The following is a 19499-nucleotide window of genomic DNA, read 5'->3' on the forward strand; positions in this document are numbered from 1 at the left end:
CTGTGGCCTACTCGGCCGCGCCCGGATACGGGCTCACCCGAATCGCCAGCAACTCGCCACCGCCATCCAGAACGTAGCGACTGCGTGTCGCGGCGCTCAGCCAGGCGGTATCGCCGGCCGCCAACGGCGGCAGCGCACTATCGCGGCCAAAACTGGCCTGACCGGCCAGCAAATGGATCGCCCAGGCGTTGGAAGGGTCGGCGAAAAACAGCATGGTGCCGACCAGGGGCCGATGCAGCAGCTCGGTCCGCACCAGATCGCGCCGCCACATCAGGTTGAAGTCCTGGGTCGGCCCGTCGAGCAGTTCGGCACTCGCCGTCTCTTCGCCCGCAAATCGGACGCGCTGGTAAGGCGGCAGCAACGCCACACGACGGCCTGCACGAGGGGAGGCCACGCCAGCAGCCGCGTCGATCAGAAGGTCGCCGCTCTGACCTGTATCTCTGCCTGCATCTGCATCTGCATCTGCACCTGCAGCATCGCCATGGCCCGCATCACCATCGGCGGCGTGCTCGCCGTTGCCAAACTGCAGCCGCATGCCGTTACCGTGCAGCAGCACCAGTTCGCGGTCGACGCCCGGAAACGCAGAAAACACAGCGTCCTGCTCGATCTCGGCGATCGACAGGCGTAGCGCCCAGTGCTCGGCGTCCCCAAGCCGCAGGATCTCGCGCGTCCACCCCAATTGATTGCGCCAGCGCTCGCGGCGGTAGTCGGTGACCGGAATCACCCGGCTGCTCAGGTCTGTCAGCTGCATCGGCGCATTGTGCCCGAAGCCCTGCCGTCACAGCGTCACCCGCCCTCGGCGGCCAGGCAAGCAGACATCGCAGCTGCCATGCCCTGCCTGCCCCGCCCTGCCCGGCCCCCGCTCATGGAGTGGACCAGTTTCCGCGGAGCCACCAGTTCAGCCTGCCCCAACGAAAAACGCCCGGCTGCACATCCAAGTGCAACACCGGGCGATTCCACGTCCTTGTCGGCTTCCAGCCATCCCCCAGACATCCTGTCCAGTTAGGTTGCGGCCACGCATCCTCGCGTCGAACCGTATCTCGGATCCCTTCCCCTTAACGCCGTCCCACCGGTTTCACCGCCGCCCCCTTGGCAGCCTTCTTGGCGGGAGCCATCGTGGCTCCTACCTCGATCAGGTCGCGATTCCGTTCGACCGTCTTGAGTCCGATGCCCTTGACCAGTGCCAGTTCCTCGGCACTTTTGAAGGGACCGTTTGCCTGACGGTGCTCGACGATTGCCTCGGCTTTTGATCGCCCGACGTTCGTCAGCACTTTGTCCAATTCCTCAGCAGACGCGGTATTGATATCGACCTTCTCAAGCGCGTACGCATTTGAGGACAACAGCAACGCCAGTAGCAGGGACTTCAGGACTACGGTAAATGACTTCATTGCAACGCTCCTTGTGGCTTGGGTGATGGTCCTAGCCAGCATTCCTGCCGGCGGAGCCAGTGTCCCGCGCCACATGCAGCAATCCTATCGCCAACGAACTTTTCACACAGCCGGTGAACTGCGCGCCGCCTTGTAGGGAAATCCCTACCCCATGTCACCGGCGTAGAATGTGCCGCTACGTCACGCATTCGGAGCCTCCATGGACAGCGCCAAGATCGACCAATTCATTAGCGACACCTGGGACCGCGAGATCGTCCCGCAACTGGTCGATTACATCCGTATTCCCAACAAGTCGCCGATGTTCGACACCGATTGGGTGGCCAACGGATACATGGAGCAGGCCGTCACCCTGATGGAAAGCTGGGCGCGGGCACAGGCGATCGACGGCATGCAGGTCGAGGTGGTGCGCCTGGAAGGCCGCACGCCGTTGATCTTCATCGAGATCCCGGCCACCGGCCCGGAATCGGGCGATGACACCGTGTTGCTGTACGGGCACCTGGACAAGCAGCCGGAAATGACCGGCTGGGATGCCGACCTTGGCCCCTGGGAGCCGGTACTGCGCGACGACAAGTTGTACGGCCGCGGTGGCGCCGACGACGGCTACGCCATCTACGGCTCGCTGGCGGCCATCCTGGCACTGCGCACGCAGGGCCTGCCGCACGCGCGTTGCGTGGTGCTGATCGAGGCCTGCGAAGAGTCCGGCAGCTACGACCTGCCGGCCTACGTGGACCACCTGGCACAGCGCATCGGCAAGCCGTCGCTGGTGGTCTGCCTGGACTCGGGCTGCGGCAATTACGAGCAGCTGTGGTGCACCACCTCGTTGCGCGGCCTGACCGGCGGCAACCTCACGGTGAAGGTACTGGAAGAAGGCGTGCACTCCGGCGATGCGTCCGGCGTGGTGCCGTCCAGCTTCCGGCTGTTGCGTCAGCTGCTCTCGCGCATCGAAGACGAAACCAGCGGCCGCATCCTGCTGGACGGCCTGCATGTCGAGGTGCCGGCGGAACGACTGAGCCAGGCCAAGGCTGCAGCGGCAACGCTGGATACCGCCATTTTCGACAAGTTCCCGATGGTCGATGGCCTGGTGCCGATGCATGAGGACCTCACCGAGCTGGTGTTGAACCGCACCTGGCGCCCGGCGCTGTCGATCACCGGTGTAGACGGCATGCCGCCGCTGGCCTCCGCCGGCAACGTGCTGCGTCCGCAGACGGCGGTGAAACTGTCGCTGCGGCTGCCACCGACGGCCGACGGCAAGGCCTGCGGCGAGTTGCTCAAGGAAGCGCTGCTGCGCGATCCGCCCAACGGCGCTCAGGTCACACTGGAGCTGGAGAAGGCCTCGTCCGGCTGGAATGCACCGGCCATGGCGCCGTGGCTGGAAAAGGCCATCGACGACGCCAGCCAGGCGTTTTTTCACAAGCCGGCAATGTACATGGGCGAAGGCGGCTCGATTCCGTTCATGGGCATGCTGGGCGAGAAGTTCCCCGGCGCGCAGTTCATGATCACCGGCGTGCTGGGGCCCCACTCCAACGCACACGGTCCGAACGAGTTTCTGCACATCCCGATGGGCAAGCGCGTCACCGCCTGCGTATCGAAGGTGATCGCCGACCATCACGCGGCCTGTCTGCGCGGGGAAACCAGTGGCTCGCCGGTGGCGGCCGATAGCGGCACCCGGCATGGGGGTCATGGTTGCTGTTGAGTTAGCGGTTGAACCGATGCATGCGGTTGGCTTGCATCGGTTGATGGGAAAGCTGAGTGGCGGTTTGTGCGGGTTCTTGCGTGGTTGGTGGGCTGGCTGGTTGGCGAGCAGGCTCCTGGTGCGACTTGGCTGCCTGACGTCACGCGTCGCCTGGCCCCGTACCCTCACCCCACCCCCTTTCCCGATGGGAGAGGGGCTTAGGATCTGCTCGTCGGGGAGGATTTGGCAGTGGCTGGCCGATGCAGAGCCGTTGTTTTCCCCCTGAAGCGTCGCCTGCGATGCCGTTAGGTTTGCAAACTTCATCCGCGACATTTTTCAGCGGACATATCTCCTGGGAGGCGACTGGTCGGGGAGATGGCTTCGCACGAAATCAAGAGCGCACAGCGGCAGAAGCCGATCCCTATGCTCTCTGAAGCCGTTGCATCGGCGCGGTCGCTCCTGCGCCCGCTGCGCCAGGTGGCGACATCCGAAATGCTAGGCTGCCGATCCCGTCCACTCGCGGTGCTGCGATGAACAATCTGTTTGGTAGCGATAGCTGGCTCTACATCCTGCTGGTCGGTTTTGTGGTCGGGCTGCTGGCGCGTTTCATCACGCCCGGTACCCAGCGCCTGGGCTGCCTGCTGACCATCGTGCTCGGGATCGCCGGCGCAGTGGTTGCCAGCTGGTTTGGGCGCTACATGGGGTGGTACCGCGCAGGCGAGCCGGCCGGTTTCCTTGGCGCATTGCTCGGTGCCATCGCCATCCTCGCGCTGCTGCGGTTGTTCAGCGGCAGCAAACGCTGAGCGCTGCCCGCGCGCCTGACCCACCACGACACGACAGCTCAGAACACATGACGTCATCACCTTCGGACACTGCACGCGACGCGCTGCGCCTGCACTGGGCGCGCCAGGCCCTCAACGATTCACACGCCACGCTGCAGCGCGCATCCATGGACGCCGGGTTTCGCAGTTACTGGCGCACGCAGGGCAGTGGCGTCGATCGCATCGTGATGGACGCGCCACCAGCGCTGGAAAATGTAGCGCCGTGGTTGCGCATGCACGGCGTGCTGCATGAGCACGGCGTGCGCGTGCCGCAGGTGCTGGCGCAGGAGTTGGAGAGCGGATTCCTGCTGCTGGAGGATCTGGGCGTGCCGACGTTGGCGCAGGTGTTGACCGACGCCAACGCCGATGACCTGATCGATGGTGCCATCGCGCAGTTGCTGTTGCTGCAGCAGATCCCGCCGCCTGCCGACAGCGGAGTGTTCGGCGAGGCGCTGCTGCAACGCGATGCGGGACTGTTCGAGGAATGGTTTCTGGGACGCCATCTCGGCGTGCAGCTGGACTGTGGCCATGCCGAGCAACTGCAGTTGGTACAGCGCCGTTTGATGGACAACGCCCTGGCGCAGCCACGCGTGTTCACCCATCGCGATTTCATGCCGCGCAATCTGATGCCGGTGGCCGATGGCCCGGCAGTGCTGGACTTTCAGGATTGCGTGATCGGCCCGATCGGCTACGACCCGATCAGCCTGTTCAAGGACACCTCGGTGAGCTGGCCGATTGCCCGCGTGGACGGCTGGCTGCAGCGCTACCACGCGCGCGCAAGTGCGGCCGGATTACCGGTACCGCCGCTGGCGCAATTTCTGCGCGATGCGGACTGGATGGGCGTGCAACGGCATCTGAAGAATCTGGGTATTTTTTCGCGGCTGAGCCATCGCGACGGCAAGCATTGGTATCTGGAGAACGTGCCGCGCTTCATCACGTATCTGGACGAGGTACTGCCCCGCTACACCGAGCTTGCGCCGTTGCTCGGCCTGCTGGACGAGGTGATCAAGCCCGCACTGGCAGCACGCGTGCAGCAGGTCACCGCATGAAAGCGCTGATCTTTGCCGCAGGATTCGGCGAGCGCATGCGCCCGCTCACCGAGCGCACGCCCAAGCCGCTGCTATCCGTCGGCGGCACGCCGTTGATCGTGTGGCATTTACGCAAATTGGCGGCACTGGGCGTGGACGAGGTGGTGATCAACACCTCGTGGCTGGCCGAGCAGTTTCCCCAGGTATTGGGCGACGGCAGCGCGTTCGGTCTACGGCTGACCTATTCCTACGAAGGTGCGACGCCACTGGAAACCGGCGGAGGCATGCTGCACGCGCTGCCGCTGCTGGGCGATGCACCATTTCTGCTGGTCAATGGCGACATCTGGACCGATTTCGATTTTGCCCGCCTGTCGCGTGCGCCGGAGGGATTGGCGCAGCTGGTGCTGGTCGACCAACCTGCATATGCAGCGCGTGCGGATTTCGCGCTGGACGCCGATGGCAAGGTACGCGCCGATCTCCCTGCTACGCATACCTACGCCGGCATCGGTGTCTATCGGCCGGCGTTGCTACGCGGTTGGCCATCGGTGATTGGCCCGCTGCCAGCACAGGGCAGCACGGCGCCGCGGTTTGCGCTGGCGCCGATCCTGCGCGCGCAGATGGCAGCAGGCTTGATCGATGGCATCCACCATGCCGGGCGCTGGACCGATGTCGGCACGCCGCAGCGGCTGGCGGACCTGGATGCGCAGTTATTGCGTGACCGCGGCTGATCGCAACCACACCGCTACAATGTCCGGCCGCGCACTGCACATTGCGTGAATCACCCACGCCGACCATCTCGACGGGCCTTGCAGCCAACCCGAGGGCCGTCGCACCTACTCTCATCCATGCGCACCAACCATCCCGACGGGTCCTTGCAGCAGAGTCCCAGACCCTACGCTCTGTAAGCTCTAGGCGTTGTGCTCCGACAGCCTGAGCGCTGCAGATAGACGCGCAGCCGGGAAGAGCAAGGCACACCGCGCCTCCCGGACAACGAGCGCAGTCATCCTGCCGACTGCTCTAAGCCCCACGATCCTCAAGCACCCGCCGCAGGAACGGCACCGTGATGCGGCGCTTGGCGGCCAGCGATTCGCGATCCAGCCGATCCAGCAAAGCCACCAGGCCGGCCAGTTCGCGCTCGCTATGGGTCAGCAGCCAATCGATCGCCGCCTCGTCCAGAGCCAGGCCGCGCCGCTGCGCGCGGTCGCGCAGCACCGCCGCGCGCGCGGCATCGTCGAGTACCGGCAAACCGATGCGGATGCATTGCGACAGGCGCGAGCGCAGGTCCGGCAGGACCAGGGCCAGGCCATCGGGCATCTGCCGGGCGGTGTAGAGCAGGCTGATGCCGGCCGCGCGCGCACGGTTGTGGAAATCGAACAGCGCCACTTCGTCGTCGCGCTGCCCGGCAATGCTGCCCACGCCATCCAGTGCGACCAGGCTGCGCCCTTCCAACGCTTCGAGCGCGTCGCGCAGCCGTCCAGCGGCCGCATGCAGGGGCAGATACGCCGTTGCGCGCCCGGCCTGCTCGGCCGCAGCGCACACCGCCAGTGCCAGATGCGTCTTGCCGGTACCGGCAGGACCGGCCAGGTACAGCCAGTCGCTCACCTGTCCGGCGGCCAGCGCCTGCAACTGCGCAAGCAGGCCGTCGGGCGCGGCGATATAACTGTCGAAACGCTGGTCGGATGGCGCGCGCAACGCCAATGGCAACTGCGGCACGCTCACGACCGATCTGCGTCCTTGCTCGGGTCGATGATGATGCTGCGCTCGGGCGTGGACTGCAGCACGATGCCGGCCCGCTCGCCTGCATACAGGTCGCTGCGGGTGTACTGCTCATGCGCATAGCGCAGCAGCACATTGGCCACCGCCGCCACCGGCAATGCCAGCAACATGCCGAGGAAGCCGAACAACTGGCCGCCGGCCATCACCGCAAAGATCACTGCGACCGGATGCAGGCCGATCTTGTCGCCGACGATGCGCGGGGTGAGCACGTAGCTTTCCAGCAACTGGCCAACGGTGAACACCACGCCCACGCCGATCAGCAGCTTCAGGTCCAGGCCCTGCGCCTGCACGATGGCCGCCAGCAGCGCGAGCACGATGCCGGTGGTCGCGCCCAGGTACGGAATGAAGCTGATGAAACCGGCGATGATGCCGATCAACAACCCCAGGTTGAGCCCGATGATGGACAGGCCGGTGGCATAGATCGCGCCCAACGCCAGCATCACCAGGAACTGGCCGCGAATGAAGCCGCCCAGTACGTCGTTGGATTCGAGCGCCAACCGGCTCACCGTGCCGATGTAGGCACGCGGTATCACCGCCGCCACGCGCTCGACCAGCCGGTCCCAGTCACGCAGGAAGTAGAACGCCAGGATCGGCAGCAATGCCAGGTTGATCACCCAGGTCACCATCGCAAAGCCCGAGCGCGACACGTAGCCGAAGAAGGTCTTGGCGGCACCGCCGGCCTGTTCCCAATGGCTGCGGATCCAGTCGATCAGCCGCTCCGGGTCCAGCCAGCCCATCAGCTCCACGCCGGTCTTGGCTTCCAGCCACGGGATGGCGGTACTGATCGCCCAGGCGCGCATCTGCGGCAGCGCATCGATCAGGGTCATGATCTGGCGTTCGATCATTGGTACCAGGATCATCAGCGCCAGCACGAACAACAGCGTGGCCAGCACGAACACCAGGGCCACCGCCACATTGCGCGAACGCCCGGCGCGCTCGATGCGGTCCACCAGCGGGTCGCCCAGCCACGCAAGCAGCAGGGCCAGCACGAAGGGCGTCAGGATCGGCGCCAGCAGCGAGATCACCCACAGCACACCGACGATCACCGCCGCCCATTTGAGGCGACGCAGGAATAAGGCGATCTCGGCTTCGGGAGTCAAAGTCATTTCAGGCGGTACTCGGCGTGCTCGTTTTCGAGAATGATCGGGCCCTCGGTCGGGACCGACACCGAGACCAGGGGACTAGTGTCGCCGAGCATACGGTTGAGCCCGGAAATGCCCGTGAGCAATTCCAGATCCACTTCCATGCGGTCGCCATTGGCGCTGACCGGGCGGATGCTGCGCACCACCGACACGCCCTGCAGCGCAGCGGCAACCCGCAGGTAGTCGTCGGCGCTATGGATGCCGGTGATCACCGCGCGGTACACGCCCGGCACCCCCGAGTCCACGCGCTTGGCATAGCGCTTGACCAGTGCATCGGCCGCCCCGTCGGCCCCAGCCGCCATCGCACGCCGCGCATCGCCATCGCTGCTGGTCCAGCTGGACAACACATTGCCGTTGTCCACGAACACCCAGTCTGCGGTCCAGCCGGCGGCATTGCGGTAGAGCTTGCCGATCAGTTGCATCGGCGGGCTGTACTTGGCCGAGGCGCGCGACACCGCGGCGGTGTCCTTGCGCCAGATCGCACCGGCCAGTACCTGCTCGGCAGCGGCGCCACCCGGCAGACCGAGCCGGTAGCCACGCTCGATGGCGCGGTCGAGCACGCTGCGGGCAGCATTGGCCTGGGCAACCCCGACCAGGCGCGGACCGCTGCCGTCATCGATGGCCAGCCACAGCACCGGCTTGGGCCGCGGCAGCGGCCAGACCGGCAGGCCCAGCGCCGCGATCAGTCCATCGACATCGGACTGCCGAAACCGTGCCACCAGGGTGGTGCGGAAGGTCGGCGCACCGGAGCGCGAAGTGCCCTGATCCTGGCGGTAGTCGTAGTGCTCGACGTAATTGGGCGCATTGCGCAGCGCCTGCGGCACCCCCGGGCGGCTCATCACAGAGCGATCGCCCGAGACCTTGCCCAGCACCGCGCCCAGCGCGCGCGCCAGGGCACCGGGGCGATCGGATTCGCTCTGGCTGTTGACCGGCACTTCGGCATCGTAGGCGCTCTGCGCTTTGGCGACGTCGCCTTCGGTACGCAGATCGGCCTGCGCAAAGGCCGGAACGGCGGGCATGGCGACCACGAGGGCGAGAAAGAAAGCGAGACTGCGGCGCATCGACGGTTCCATGGCGTAGGCGTATCCGGGTGAATTGTTGCCCGAATGGGGCGCTAGCGCCAACGTGGCTGTTAAAATCGCCGCCTTTACTGCCGAGCCACCCACGCCCGTGACCAGCCCAACGCCTTCTACTCCCTCGCCCATGACCTACCGCGACGCAGGCGTCGACATCGATGCCGGCAACGCCCTGGTCGAACGCATCAAGCCGCTGGTCAAGCGCAGCTTCCGGCCGGAGGTGATGGGTGGCCTGGGCGGCTTTGGCGCGCTGTTCGACCTGTCCGGCAAGTACAAGGAGCCGGTGCTGGTCTCCGGCACCGACGGCGTGGGCACCAAGCTCAAGCTGGCACAGCAACTGGGCCGCCACGACACCATCGGCATCGACCTGGTCGGCATGTGCGTCAACGACGTGCTGGTGCAGGGCGCCGAACCGCTGTTCTTCCTGGACTACTTCGCCACCGGCAAGCTGGATGTGGACACTGCGGCTGCGGTGGTGGGCGGCATTGCACGCGGTTGCGAGCTGTCCGGTTGCGCCTTGATCGGCGGCGAAACCGCCGAAATGCCCGACATGTACCCGCCCGGCGAATACGACCTGGCCGGCTTCACCGTCGGTGCGGTGGAAAAGTCGCAGTTGCTGGACGGCGCACAGGTACGCGCCGGCGACGTGCTGATCGGCATCGCGTCTTCCGGCCCGCATTCCAACGGCTATTCGTTGATCCGCAAGATCTACGAGCGTGCCGGCGCACCGGCCGAACACGTACTGGACGATGGCACCAGGTTGATCGACGCGCTGATGGCGCCCACCGCGCTATACGTCAAGCCGGTGCTGGCGCTGCTGAAATCGCATGGCGAATCGATCCACGCCATGGCGCACATCACCGGCGGCGGGCTGACCGAAAACATCATTCGCGTGATTCCGGATGGCCTGGGCCTGGAGATCGATGCCAAGGCGTGGACCCTGCCGCCGGTCTTCGCCTGGCTGCAGCGCGAAGGGGCGGTGGCCGATGCCGAAATGTGGCGCACCTTCAACTGCGGGATCGGATTCGTGCTGGTCGCATCGCCCGATCAGGCGGCGGCGCTGGAACAGGCGCTGGATGGCCAGTCGCTCGCCCACTGGCGGATCGGCCAGGTGGTCGCCGCGCACGGCGACGAACGCGTGCAGATCGGCTGACCAGGAACCTCGCATGGACGCTTCCCCACCCCTGCCGGCTCCGTCGGCCAGCGCCGATGACCTGCAGCATCTCAAGCTGCTGTCAATCTTTCATTACGTGCTGGCCGGCATCACCGGGCTGTTTTCGTTGTTCCCGCTGATCCATCTGGTCATGGGGCTGGCCCTTGTCACCGGGCAGTTGCCAATGCAGGGCAGCAATGGGGAACCCGCACCTGCCGAGATGCGCCTGTTCGGCTGGATCTTCGTGGTGTTCGCCGCCACCCTGATCACCGGCGGCCTGACTCTGGCCGGGTTCATGACCTATGCCGGGCGCTGCATCGCCCAGCGCCGGCGGCATCTGCTCTGTCTGATCGTGGCGGGCATCTCCTGCAGCTTCATGCCGTTCGGGACCGTGCTTGGAGTCTTCACGCTGGTCACCTTGCTGCGCCCCCAGGTCAAGGCACTGTTCGGCGCTGCGCCTGCCGCAGGTTGAAATGAAGGCGAGCCCACGCGCCATGCGCCGTCCGAAGCTGGCCGCGTTGGTCGCCACGCTGGCAGTGTTTGCAGCAAGCTGGCTCGCCCCGCTGTGGCCGCTCGAGCAGGCGCTGCACAGTACGTTGACCGTGGCCGGGCTGATTGCGCTGGTAGGTGTCGACCGTCGCTGGCCGATGGACACCGGTGCCTTTGCAGCGATCTGCATATTCATCTGCATGCACTGCATCGGCGCACGCTGGCTGTATTCCAACGTGCCCTACGAACACTGGAGCCGGCAGCTGCTGCACTGGTCGCCTGCTGCGACGTTCGGCTGGACGCGCAATCATTTCGACCGGCTGATCCATCTGCTGTTCGGGCTGTGCTTTACCCCGGCCGTGATGCAGCTGGCGGTGCGGCGATGGCCGCGATTGACACGGCGGCAGGCCTTCGCGCTGACGGTGATGAGCATCATGTGCGTCAGCCTGATTTACGAGTGGTTCGAATGGGGCATTGCGCTGCTGCTGTCGCCGCAGGCCGCCGAAGCCTACAACGGCCAGCAGGGCGACCCCTGGGATGCGCATACCGACATGCTGCTGGCCACCCTCGGCAGCCTGGCAGCCTACCCCGTGGTGAGGACATTGCTCAATGCACGCAACTGACGCCCCGCTCCGCCTGGCCGTACTGGCCTCCGGCCGCGGCAGCAACCTGCAGGCCATGCTCGATGCCATCGCCAGCGGGCGCCTGCGCGCAGACGTGGTCGGGGTGTTCTCCGATCGCCCGCAGGCGCCGGCCCTGCAGAAGGTGGAGGCGGCACGGCGCTGGAGCGCCAGCCCACGCGCGTTTGCCGACAGGGATGCGTTCGATGCGGCGCTGGGCGATGCGATCGCCGCCGTGCAGCCGGACTGGATCGTCTGCGCCGGCTACATGCGCATCCTCGGCGAGCCGCTGGTGCGCCGCTTTGCCGGCCGCATGCTCAATATCCACCCGTCGCTGCTGCCCAAGTATCGCGGCCTGCACACCCATGCGCGCGCGCTGGAAGCCGGCGATGCCGAACATGGCGCCAGCGTGCATCTGGTGGTGCCCGAGCTGGATGCCGGCAGCGTGATCGCACAGGCCCGCGTGCCGGTGCTGCCTGGGGACCGTGCCGACCAGCTGGCTGCGCGTGTACTGGCCCGCGAGCATCCGCTGCTGCTTGCCACCCTCGACCTGCTGGCCAGTGGGCGTGTGCAGATCCACGGCGATGCGGTCCACCTCGACGGTCAGTGCCTGTTTACGCCACTACGACTAGAGTCCGCTGACACCGCATTCGCCTGAATGCGCAGACGCCCCCCTCATCCTGCCTCGGACATCCTTGTGGGCCCTGTGCCCCAATCAGCGCATGAACGTCCTTCCGATCGCCGCCGCGCTGTTGACCACCGCCCTGCTCACCCAGGCCGGCCCCGGCCGCGCGCAACAGGCCACCCAAGTCCCCGCGCCCGCCCAGCCAACGCCGGTAGCCCCTGCTGCGGCGGCACCGGCGTCTGCCGCCACCCTGCCCGCCAGCACCTGGACGCCGCCACCGCTGGAGCCGTTCGTGGCGACCTATCAGGCGTTCTATCGCGGCAAGGAAGCGGGCGACGCCACGATGCAGGTCAGCCACGGCGACGGCAGCCAGTGGCGCATCGACATGTCGGTACGCGGCCGTAAAGGCTTTGCCAGCATCCTGGGCCTGAACCTGGAGCAGAGCACGGTGTTCCGTGTCGACGGTGACACCTACGTGCCGCTGAGCCAGAGCACCGTGCGCAAGGCGGTGTTCTTCGGCAAGAAGGTCACCGGCGTCTACAACTGGCAGGCCGGCACCGCGCAATGGGATGGCGATCTGAAGAAGGAACGCCAACAACCGATTCCGCTGCAGCGCGGCGACCAGAGCGCGCTCTCCCTGAACCTGTCGCTGATGCGCGACGCGCAGCCCGGCCGCAGCCTGAGCTATCGCTATGTCGATGTGGGCAAGGTGCGCAAGTACGACTACCGCGCCGCCGACACCACCGAGGTGGTGCAGGTCGGCGACCTGAGCTACGACGCGTTGCGCGTGTATCGCGTCAACGGCGGCGACAACGAAACCATCCTCTGGATCGCCAACGGGGTTCCGACCCCGGTGCGCATCCTGCAACGTGACAAAGGTGAGGATCAGGTCGATCTCCGCCTGGTCGAATACCAAGGAGCCTGACCATGACATTCTCTTTCCGCCCCAGCGCATTGATCGCCGCCGCTGCCCTGGCCGTGGCCAGCCTGCCGGCGTTTGCCGTGCAGCCCTTCCAGGCCGACTACTCGGCCAATTACATGGGTATGCAGGCCAACGGCACCATGACCCTGGCCGCGGCCGGCGCCAATCAGTGGCGCTACACGCTGACCATCCAGAACCAGCTGGCCAACCTGACCCAGAGCACGGTGTTCGAGGAAGCCAACGGCCAACTGCGCCCGGTGAGCAGCAACGACACCTCGTCGATGATGGTCAAGCGCCGCAACGTCACCGCCAATTACGACTGGAAAACCAGCCAGGCCACCTGGGGCGGCGACATCAAGCCGGACCGTCGCGGTCCGGTCAAGCTGCAGCCTGGCGATATGGACGCATTGCTGATCAACCTGGCAATCACCCGCGATCTGGCCGCCGGCAAGCCGCTCAACTACCGCATGGTGGACGAAGGCCGCATCAAGCCGATGAGCTACAAGGTGGTCGGCAAGGAAACCATCACCGTCAACGGCAAACAGGAACAGGCCACCAAGGTCTCGCGCGTGGATGGCGACAAGGAACTGATCGCCTGGGTGGTCAAGGACCTGCCGGTACCGGCGCGCCTGCTGCAGAAGGAAAAGGGCCAGGACGCGCTGGACCTGACCATCAAGTCGCTGCTGCGCTGAGCGCTCTGCGCTTATCCGACCATTTCGACTGGTCCTTACCCGCCCACCGTCGCGGGACCTTGAGCGGCATGGATGCCGCGCCAGAGCTTACACGGACGTACTTGCAGCGCGTCCCGCGATGGTGGGCGGGCAAGGGCCCTGCAGCAAAGGCGCAGCGTCGAGTGCGCGGCGCCCTCACCGCTCGCGGGACACGCCGTTAACCCATCCATGGGGGCTCGTTGGCGGCATCCATGCCGCCAACGGTCCCGCAATCGGTAAGGACACCGCACCAGATAGTTGGCTGATGGTTTGGGAGAAAAGCGACAACACCAAGTCGCGCGGTTCGCTGGCTGCTTATTGAAACCTTGTACACCAGCCATCTCGACTGGTCCTTGCCCGCGCACCATTGCGGGACCCTGAGCGGCATGGATGTCGCGCCAGGGCTACAAGGACGTACGTACAGCGTGTCCTGCAATGGTGGGCGGGCAAGGGCCATCCAGCGGAGCCGCAGATCAGCGGCTCCGCAATCGCTCTTTCAACCAAGGCCGAGCGCTTCTCAAGGCTTGCCGGCAGCCTTGTCGTCGCCGGTCGTAAATACGGTGCGGCAGTCCACCCGGATCTGCTCATCCGTGCCGCGCCAATAGAACAGGTCGCAATGGCGCTTGCCTTCGACGGTCTTTTTGACCGCCACCGCATAGAACGACTGCGCGATCTCGTTGCGGCTGGCGGTGCCGTCGCCGTTCCAGTCCATGTCCTTGAACTCGACGCCCTGGGTGATGGCCATGCCCACGCTCCATGCATAGGCCAGCCACGCCAGGATCAGCACGATCACGCCCAGCAGGATCTTGCGTCGGGTGGTGAAACGGCCGCGCAGGATCATGCGCTGCGCTGGATGGTCGCGCCCAGCGCCCCCAGCTTCTCCTCGATGTTTTCGTAGCCACGGTCCAGGTGGTAGATGCGATCGATGGTGGTGTCGCCGTCGGCCACCAGGCCGGCCAGGATCAACGATGCCGAGGCGCGCAGATCGGTCGCCATCACCGGCGCGCCGCTCAGGCGTTCGGCACCGCGCACGATGGCGGTATGACCTTCGACCTGGATGTCCGCGCCCAGGCGCAGCAGCTCGTTGACGTGCATGAAGCGGTTTTCGAAGATGGTTTCGTTGATCACGCCTACGCCGTCTGCCACGCAGTTGAGCGCCATGAATTGCGCCTGCATGTCAGTGGGAAACGCCGGGTATGGCGCGGTGGTCAGGTTGACCGCACGCGGGCGCTTGCCGTGCATGTCCAGGGTGATGCTGTCGGCGGTGGTGGTGATGCTGGCGCCCGCTTCGGTGAGCTTGTCCAGCACCGCATCCAGGGTGTCCGGACGTGCGCGGCGCACGGTGACGCTGCCACCGGTCATGGCTGCAGCGACCAGGAAGGTGCCGGTTTCGATGCGGTCCGGCAGCACCGCATGGTGCCCGCCGCCCAGACGCTCGACGCCCTGCACCACGATGCGCGGGGTACCAGCGCCTTCGATCTGCGCACCGAGCGCGATCAGGCAATCGGCCAGGTCGGTCACTTCCGGCTCCATCGCCGCGTTTTCCAGCACCGTGGTGCCTTCGGCCAGCACGGCCGCCATCAGCACGTTTTCGGTGCCGGTGACGCTGACCATGTCGAAGACGTAGCGGCCGCCCTTGAGCCGCCCGTTGCTGGTGGCCTTGATGTAGCCGTTCTCCACGCTGATGTCGGCACCCAGCGCCTGCAGGCCCTTGATGTGCTGATCCACCGGGCGCGAGCCGATCGCGCAGCCGCCGGGCAGCGAGACTTCGGCGGTGCCGTAGCGCGCCAGCAGCGGACCCAGCACCAGGATCGAAGCGCGCATGGTCTTGACCAGCTCGTACGGGGCGATTTGATGGGTCACCGAGCGCGGGTCGACCAGGATCGAGCGGCCCTTGGCCAGCGTGCCTTCGTCGATGGTGACCTCGGCGCCCAGCTCACCGAGCAGCTTCACCGTGGTGATCACGTCGTGCAAGTGCGGCACGTTGCTGATCTCCACCGGCGCGTCGGCCAGCAGGGTGGCGCACAGGATCGGCAGCACGGCGTTCTTGGCGCCGGAAATATTGACTTCGCCGTGCAGCGCTTGGCCGCCGGTCACTACGATTTTTGCCATGGGAATCTGAGAAGTCCGAAGTAAGGGTATGTCGGGGGAAGGAGGTGCGGCCGGACGGCCTTTAGGCGAACGGCGCTGAGACCGGGAGACCGAGCGCCACGCTGGGCATTGCCTGGACGCGCTGGACACCGACACGAGGTGATCGTGGACCCAAGCCAGGGAGCCGAGGATGCAGCTGCCTGCCGATTCCGTCCCGGCCCGGGCCGCCTGGCGGCGAGCGCGGTTGCCGGGCTCAGCCTTCCTCGGGGGTCAGCGTCTTGAGCTGCAGCGCGTGGATCGCCCCGCCCATCAGCTCGCCCAGGGTCGCGTAGACCATGCGGTGGCGCGCCAGCGGGGCCTTGCCCGCAAATGCGGGGCTGACCACGGTGGCCTCGAAGTGCACGCCATCGTCGCCGTGCACGTCGACGCGGGCTTCAGGCAAGCCGGATTCGATGAGTTTACGGATGGTTTCGGCGTCCAAAGGGCGTTTCCTCATAAAATGAGCGCACATTCTACTCTTCACCCGAGTCCTGCATGGCTGTCTCGCCCCTGCCCATCGCCACCGTCAGCGACGCCAGCCTGGTCGCCAGCGGCAAGCGCGTGCTCCAGATCGAGCAGGACGCACTGGCCAGCGTGGGCGAGCGGATCGGCAGCGACTTTGCTGCCGCCTGCCGGCTGGTGCTGGCCTCGCGCGGGCGCGTGGTGGCTACCGGCATGGGCAAGTCCGGACATATCGCACGCAAGATCGCCGCCACCCTGGCATCGACCGGCACCCCGGCGTTCTTCGTGCATCCGGGCGAGGCCGGCCACGGCGACCTGGGCATGATCACCGAGGCCGACATCGTGCTGGCGCTGTCGTATTCGGGCGAATCGGACGAAGTACGCATGCTGCTGCCGGTGCTCAAGCGCCAGGGCAACCCGATCATCGCCATGACCGGGCGCGCAGGTTCCACCCTGGCCCAGGCCGCCGACGTGCACCTGGACGTCAGCGTCTCCGCCGAAGCCTGCCCGCTGCACCTGGCCCCAACCTCCAGCACCACCGCCTCGCTGGCCATGGGCGATGCGCTGGCCGTGGCACTGCTCGATGCCCGCGGCTTCACCGCCGACGACTTTGCGCGCTCGCATCCGGCCGGCAGCCTGGGCCGGCGGCTGCTGCTGCATATCACCGACGTGATGCACGCCGGCGACGACCTGCCGCGCGTGCGCGAGGACGCCAGCCTGAGCGAGGCGTTGATGGAAATGAGCCGCAAGCGCCTCGGCATGACCGCCGTGGTCGATGGCCAGGACCGGCTGATCGGCCTGTTCACCGACGGCGATCTGCGCCGCGCCCTGGACAGCGATATCGATGTGCGCAATGCCGGCATCGCCGAGGTGATGACGCGCAACCCGCGCACCATCGGCGCCGACCAGCTCGCCGCCGAGGCCGCACGGCTGATGGAGGACTACAAGATCAACGGCCTGATCGTGGTGGACGCACAACAGCGCGCGGTCGGCGCATTGAACATTCACGACCTGTTGCGCGCCAAGGTGGTTTAACAGGTTCAGTTTTCAACCGCCGGACCCCGTTCCTACTGATTCGTGCCGATGCCCTACTCTCCCTTGCAGCACCTTCCCGCCGACCTGATCGACCGCGCCGCGCGGATCCGCCTGGCCTGTTTCGACGTCGACGGCACCCTGACCGACGGGCGCCTGTACTACGACCACGCCGGCAACGAGAGCAAGGCGTTCAACGTGCTGGACGGCCAGGGCCTCAAGCAACTCGAGCATGCCGGCATCCATGTGGCACTGATCACTGCACGTGCCAGCCTGTCGGCGGAAAAACGCGGCCAGGACCTGGGCCTGCACGTGCAGATCGGGGTCAGGAACAAGCGCCTGGCGGTCCTGGCGCTGTGCCAGGAACATGGCCTGTCGCTGGACCAGGTGCTGTTCATGGGCGATGACCTGCCCGATCTGCCCGCCCTGCTGGCGGTCGGCCTGCCGGTGGCCCCGGCCAACGCACACCCCTGGATTGCCGAGCGCGTGCAGTGGCACACCCGCGCCCGTGGCGGCGAAGGCGCGGCCCGCGAGGTCTGCGACGTGGTGCTGGCCGCGCAGGGCCAGGTCGAGGGCATCATCGAAAGGTTTTCCGCATGAACTGGAACTGGAGAACCACCCTGGGCGTGGTGCTGTTCGCCGCCGCCGTGATCTCCGGCTGGTCGGCGTGGCAGCAGCGCGCGCGCCCGGTCGCGGCGGCAGTGGACGAGTCGAAGGCGGACTACGTGCTGCGCGATTTCGAGCTGATCGCGCTGGACAAGCAGACCGGCAAGGAATCGATGACGCTGCGCGCGCCGGAAATGCACCGCAACCGCGCCGACCAGACCTCGGACATCACCACGCCGGTGTTCCTGCTGCCCGACAACGCCAACCAGCCGTGGACGCTGCGCGCCAAGACCGGCTGGGTCAGCCCCAAGGGCGACGAACTGCGCCTGCGCGGCAGTGTCGAAGGCGACAGCCCCACCACCGGCAACACCCCGCCAACCACCTTCCGCACCGAAAGCCTGGACGTGTTCCCGCAGCAGAATCTCGCCAAGACCGCCGCGCCGGTGAGCATGAGCCGGCCGGGTATCATGCAGAGCGGGGTCGGCTTCGAGGCCGATCTCAAATCACGCCAGTACAAGCTCCTTTCTCAGGTCAAGACCCGCTATGAACCGAATGCTGCCCGCTAAACTGGCGTTTGCCGCGCTGCTGTTGCCCGCGATGGCCATGGCCAAGACCAGCGATCGCAATCAGCCGATGGCGATCGACTCCAATGCCAACGATTGCAACATGCTCGACGACAGCGGCAAGTGCCGTTTCAGCGGCAATGTGGTGATCACCCAGGGCACGCTGGAAATCCATGCCGACACCGCCGACATCTTCCAGAAGAACGGGCAGACCGACCGCGTGGTGCTCACCGGCAAGCAGGCCACGCTCAAGCAGCAGATGGACGACGGCGCGATGATGAACGGCCAGGCCGACAACATCGAGTACCAGGTCGCCAACGAAGTCATCGTCCTGACCGGCAATTACAAGGTCGACTCGCCCAAGGGCACCAACGCCGGCCAGCGCATGGTCTACAACACCAAGACCGGCAACATGCAGAGCGGTGGCGATGGCAGCCGCGTGCGCACCATCATCCAGCCGAAGACCGCTGCGCCTGCCGCGGCCACGCCGGCGCCGGCCGCCAAGCCCGCGGCCAAGCCGCAGGGGAAGAAGTAATGCTGGTCGCCACCGGTCTGCGCAAGAAGTACAAGCAGCGCGAAGTGGTCAAGGAGTTCGGCCTGACGCTGGAAGCCGGCGAAGTGGTCGGCCTGCTCGGCCCCAACGGCGCCGGCAAGACCACCTGCTTCTACATGATCGTGGGTCTGGTCGAGGCCGATGCCGGGCGCATCGAGCTGGACGGCCGCGATCTCACCGCCGAGCCGATGTACGCACGCGCCAAACTCGGCGTGGGCTACCTGCCGCAGGAGCCGTCGATCTTCCGCAAGCTCACCGTGGCCGACAACATCCGCCTGGTGCTGGAACTGCGCGAGGAGCTGGACAACGCCGGCCGCGAGAAGGAGCTGGTTTCGCTGCTGGACGAGTTGCAGATCACCCACGTCGCCGATCAGCTCGGTGCGAGCCTGTCCGGTGGCGAGCGGCGCCGTTGCGAGATCGCGCGTGCGCTGGCCGCCAAGCCACGCATGATGCTGCTGGACGAACCATTCGCCGGCGTCGATCCGATTTCGGTCGGCGAGATCCAGCGCATCATCATCCACCTCAAGGAACGCGGCATCGGCGTGCTGATCACCGATCACAACGTGCGCGAGACCTTGGGAATCTGTGACCGCGCGTATATCCTCGCCGAGGGGGGCGTGCTGGCGCAGGGGGCACCGGACGCGCTGCTGGCCAATCCCGACGTCCGTCGCGTGTATCTGGGGGAAACCTTCCGCCTTTGAGCGCGTCGCCGCGCCAACGCTTTTTTCAGT

23 protein-coding genes are annotated in these 19499 nt (G+C 66.2%); 15 read left to right on the forward strand and 8 right to left on the reverse strand.

The genetic code is table 11. The features are described from left to right. Positions 1-7: 7 nt before the first annotated feature. Together RZV17_RS14135 and RZV17_RS14140 are read right to left on the reverse strand one after the other, a co-directional pair. Positions 8-751 carry a HutD family protein gene (locus RZV17_RS14135; protein WP_355604350.1) on the reverse strand — a complete coding sequence of 248 codons (744 nt, stop codon included), beginning with the start codon at positions 749-751 and terminating at the stop codon, positions 8-10. A gap of 304 nt (positions 752-1055) precedes the next feature. Then, positions 1056-1430: a helix-hairpin-helix domain-containing protein gene (locus tag RZV17_RS14140; protein WP_005993268.1), complete on the reverse strand. Its 375-nt coding sequence runs from the start codon at positions 1428-1430 to the stop codon at positions 1056-1058. Between the two features lie 157 nt (positions 1431-1587). On the opposite strand from RZV17_RS14140, the gene RZV17_RS14145 reads away from it, so the two are divergent. From RZV17_RS14145 to murU, 4 genes are all read left to right on the forward strand, one after another. Then, on the forward strand, positions 1588-3081 hold the full coding sequence (locus RZV17_RS14145) for a M20 family metallopeptidase (RefSeq protein WP_039404680.1): 1494 nt from the start codon (positions 1588-1590) through the stop codon (positions 3079-3081). Positions 3082-3590: 509 nt separating this feature from the next. Then, entirely contained in the window at positions 3591-3863 is a 273-nt protein-coding gene (locus tag RZV17_RS14150) for a GlsB/YeaQ/YmgE family stress response membrane protein (RefSeq protein WP_039404677.1), read from the forward strand. Between the two features lie 47 nt (positions 3864-3910). After that, entirely contained in the window at positions 3911-4930 is a 1020-nt protein-coding gene (locus RZV17_RS14155) for a phosphotransferase (protein WP_355604353.1), read from the forward strand. Continuing rightward, positions 4927-5637, forward strand: a complete 711-nt coding sequence (murU, locus tag RZV17_RS14160) for an N-acetylmuramate alpha-1-phosphate uridylyltransferase MurU (protein ID WP_355604356.1) — start codon at positions 4927-4929, stop codon at positions 5635-5637. Before RZV17_RS14155 ends, murU begins: the two co-directional genes overlap by 4 nt. 289 nt (positions 5638-5926) lie before the next feature. On the opposite strand, the gene hda is transcribed toward murU, so the two are convergent. From hda to RZV17_RS14175, 3 genes are read right to left on the reverse strand one after another with little or no spacing between them, the layout of a single operon-like run. Next, positions 5927-6628 carry a DnaA regulatory inactivator Hda gene (gene hda, locus RZV17_RS14165; protein ID WP_355604359.1) on the reverse strand — a complete coding sequence of 234 codons (702 nt, stop codon included), beginning with the start codon at positions 6626-6628 and terminating at the stop codon, positions 5927-5929. Then, positions 6625-7791 carry an AI-2E family transporter gene (locus RZV17_RS14170; protein WP_039404666.1) on the reverse strand — a complete coding sequence of 389 codons (1167 nt, stop codon included), beginning with the start codon at positions 7789-7791 and terminating at the stop codon, positions 6625-6627. The genes hda and RZV17_RS14170 overlap by 4 nt, the downstream gene beginning before the upstream one ends. Further along, positions 7788-8900, reverse strand: coding sequence for a DUF2066 domain-containing protein (locus RZV17_RS14175; RefSeq protein WP_179454329.1), 1113 nt, complete (start codon positions 8898-8900; stop codon positions 7788-7790). The genes RZV17_RS14170 and RZV17_RS14175 overlap by 4 nt, the downstream gene beginning before the upstream one ends. 22 nt (positions 8901-8922) lie before the next feature. On the opposite strand from RZV17_RS14175, the gene purM reads away from it, so the two are divergent. The 6 genes from purM (at position 8923) to RZV17_RS14205 (ending at position 13404) form a co-directional block, all read left to right on the forward strand. Beyond that, entirely contained in the window at positions 8923-10056 is a 1134-nt protein-coding gene (gene purM / locus RZV17_RS14180) for a phosphoribosylformylglycinamidine cyclo-ligase (RefSeq protein WP_179454331.1), read from the forward strand. 13 nt (positions 10057-10069) lie between these two features. After that, positions 10070-10528 (forward strand): hypothetical protein, encoded by a 459-nt coding sequence (locus RZV17_RS14185; RefSeq protein ID WP_355604362.1) that lies wholly within the window; start codon positions 10070-10072, stop codon positions 10526-10528. Positions 10529-10550: 22 nt separating this feature from the next. Then, positions 10551-11168: a DUF2238 domain-containing protein gene (locus RZV17_RS14190; RefSeq protein ID WP_355604365.1), complete on the forward strand. Its 618-nt coding sequence runs from the start codon at positions 10551-10553 to the stop codon at positions 11166-11168. Beyond that, positions 11155-11823, forward strand: a complete 669-nt coding sequence (purN, locus tag RZV17_RS14195; RefSeq protein WP_355604368.1) for a phosphoribosylglycinamide formyltransferase — start codon at positions 11155-11157, stop codon at positions 11821-11823. Before RZV17_RS14190 ends, purN begins: the two co-directional genes overlap by 14 nt. A 64-nt stretch (positions 11824-11887) precedes the next feature. Further along, complete coding sequence (locus RZV17_RS14200; RefSeq protein ID WP_355604371.1) at positions 11888-12715, forward strand: DUF3108 domain-containing protein; 828 nt, start codon at positions 11888-11890, stop codon at positions 12713-12715. 2 nt (positions 12716-12717) lie between these two features. After that, entirely contained in the window at positions 12718-13404 is a 687-nt protein-coding gene (locus RZV17_RS14205) for a DUF3108 domain-containing protein (protein ID WP_039404650.1), read from the forward strand. Between the two features lie 535 nt (positions 13405-13939). Here RZV17_RS14205 and RZV17_RS14210 read toward each other — a convergent pair. From RZV17_RS14210 to RZV17_RS14220, 3 genes are all read right to left on the reverse strand, one after another. After that, positions 13940-14263, reverse strand: a complete 324-nt coding sequence (locus tag RZV17_RS14210; RefSeq protein ID WP_047693841.1) for a hypothetical protein — start codon at positions 14261-14263, stop codon at positions 13940-13942. After that, positions 14260-15534, reverse strand: a complete 1275-nt coding sequence (murA, locus tag RZV17_RS14215; RefSeq protein ID WP_355604375.1) for a UDP-N-acetylglucosamine 1-carboxyvinyltransferase — start codon at positions 15532-15534, stop codon at positions 14260-14262. Before murA ends, RZV17_RS14210 begins: the two co-directional genes overlap by 4 nt. Positions 15535-15766: 232 nt before the next feature. Then, the gene (locus tag RZV17_RS14220; protein WP_046964476.1) at positions 15767-15994 is read right to left on the reverse strand and encodes a BolA family protein; all 228 of its coding nucleotides are present in this window, start codon (positions 15992-15994) and stop codon (positions 15767-15769) included. Between the two features lie 53 nt (positions 15995-16047). Between RZV17_RS14220 and RZV17_RS14225 the strand changes: the two genes are divergently transcribed. Genes RZV17_RS14225 through lptB form a run of 5 tightly spaced genes read left to right on the forward strand, consistent with a single transcriptional unit; the run spans position 16048 to position 19469 of the window. Continuing rightward, a complete protein-coding gene (locus RZV17_RS14225) occupies positions 16048-17049 on the forward strand; it encodes a KpsF/GutQ family sugar-phosphate isomerase (RefSeq protein WP_355604378.1) in 1002 nt (333 codons plus the stop codon). A gap of 48 nt (positions 17050-17097) precedes the next feature. Next, on the forward strand, positions 17098-17646 hold the full coding sequence (locus tag RZV17_RS14230; protein ID WP_184438915.1) for an HAD family hydrolase: 549 nt from the start codon (positions 17098-17100) through the stop codon (positions 17644-17646). Further along, positions 17643-18218, forward strand: coding sequence for an LPS export ABC transporter periplasmic protein LptC (gene lptC, locus RZV17_RS14235; RefSeq protein WP_039409260.1), 576 nt, complete (start codon positions 17643-17645; stop codon positions 18216-18218). The genes RZV17_RS14230 and lptC overlap by 4 nt, the downstream gene beginning before the upstream one ends. Further along, positions 18196-18750, forward strand: coding sequence for a lipopolysaccharide transport periplasmic protein LptA (lptA, locus tag RZV17_RS14240; RefSeq protein WP_081422339.1), 555 nt, complete (start codon positions 18196-18198; stop codon positions 18748-18750). Before lptC ends, lptA begins: the two co-directional genes overlap by 23 nt. Continuing rightward, positions 18750-19469, forward strand: a complete 720-nt coding sequence (lptB, locus tag RZV17_RS14245) for an LPS export ABC transporter ATP-binding protein (protein WP_039409264.1) — start codon at positions 18750-18752, stop codon at positions 19467-19469. Before lptA ends, lptB begins: the two co-directional genes overlap by 1 nt. Positions 19470-19499: the final 30 nt, after the last annotated feature.

Source organism: Xanthomonas cannabis (assembly GCF_040616535.1).
Taxonomy (GTDB): domain Bacteria; phylum Pseudomonadota; class Gammaproteobacteria; order Xanthomonadales; family Xanthomonadaceae; genus Xanthomonas; species Xanthomonas cannabis.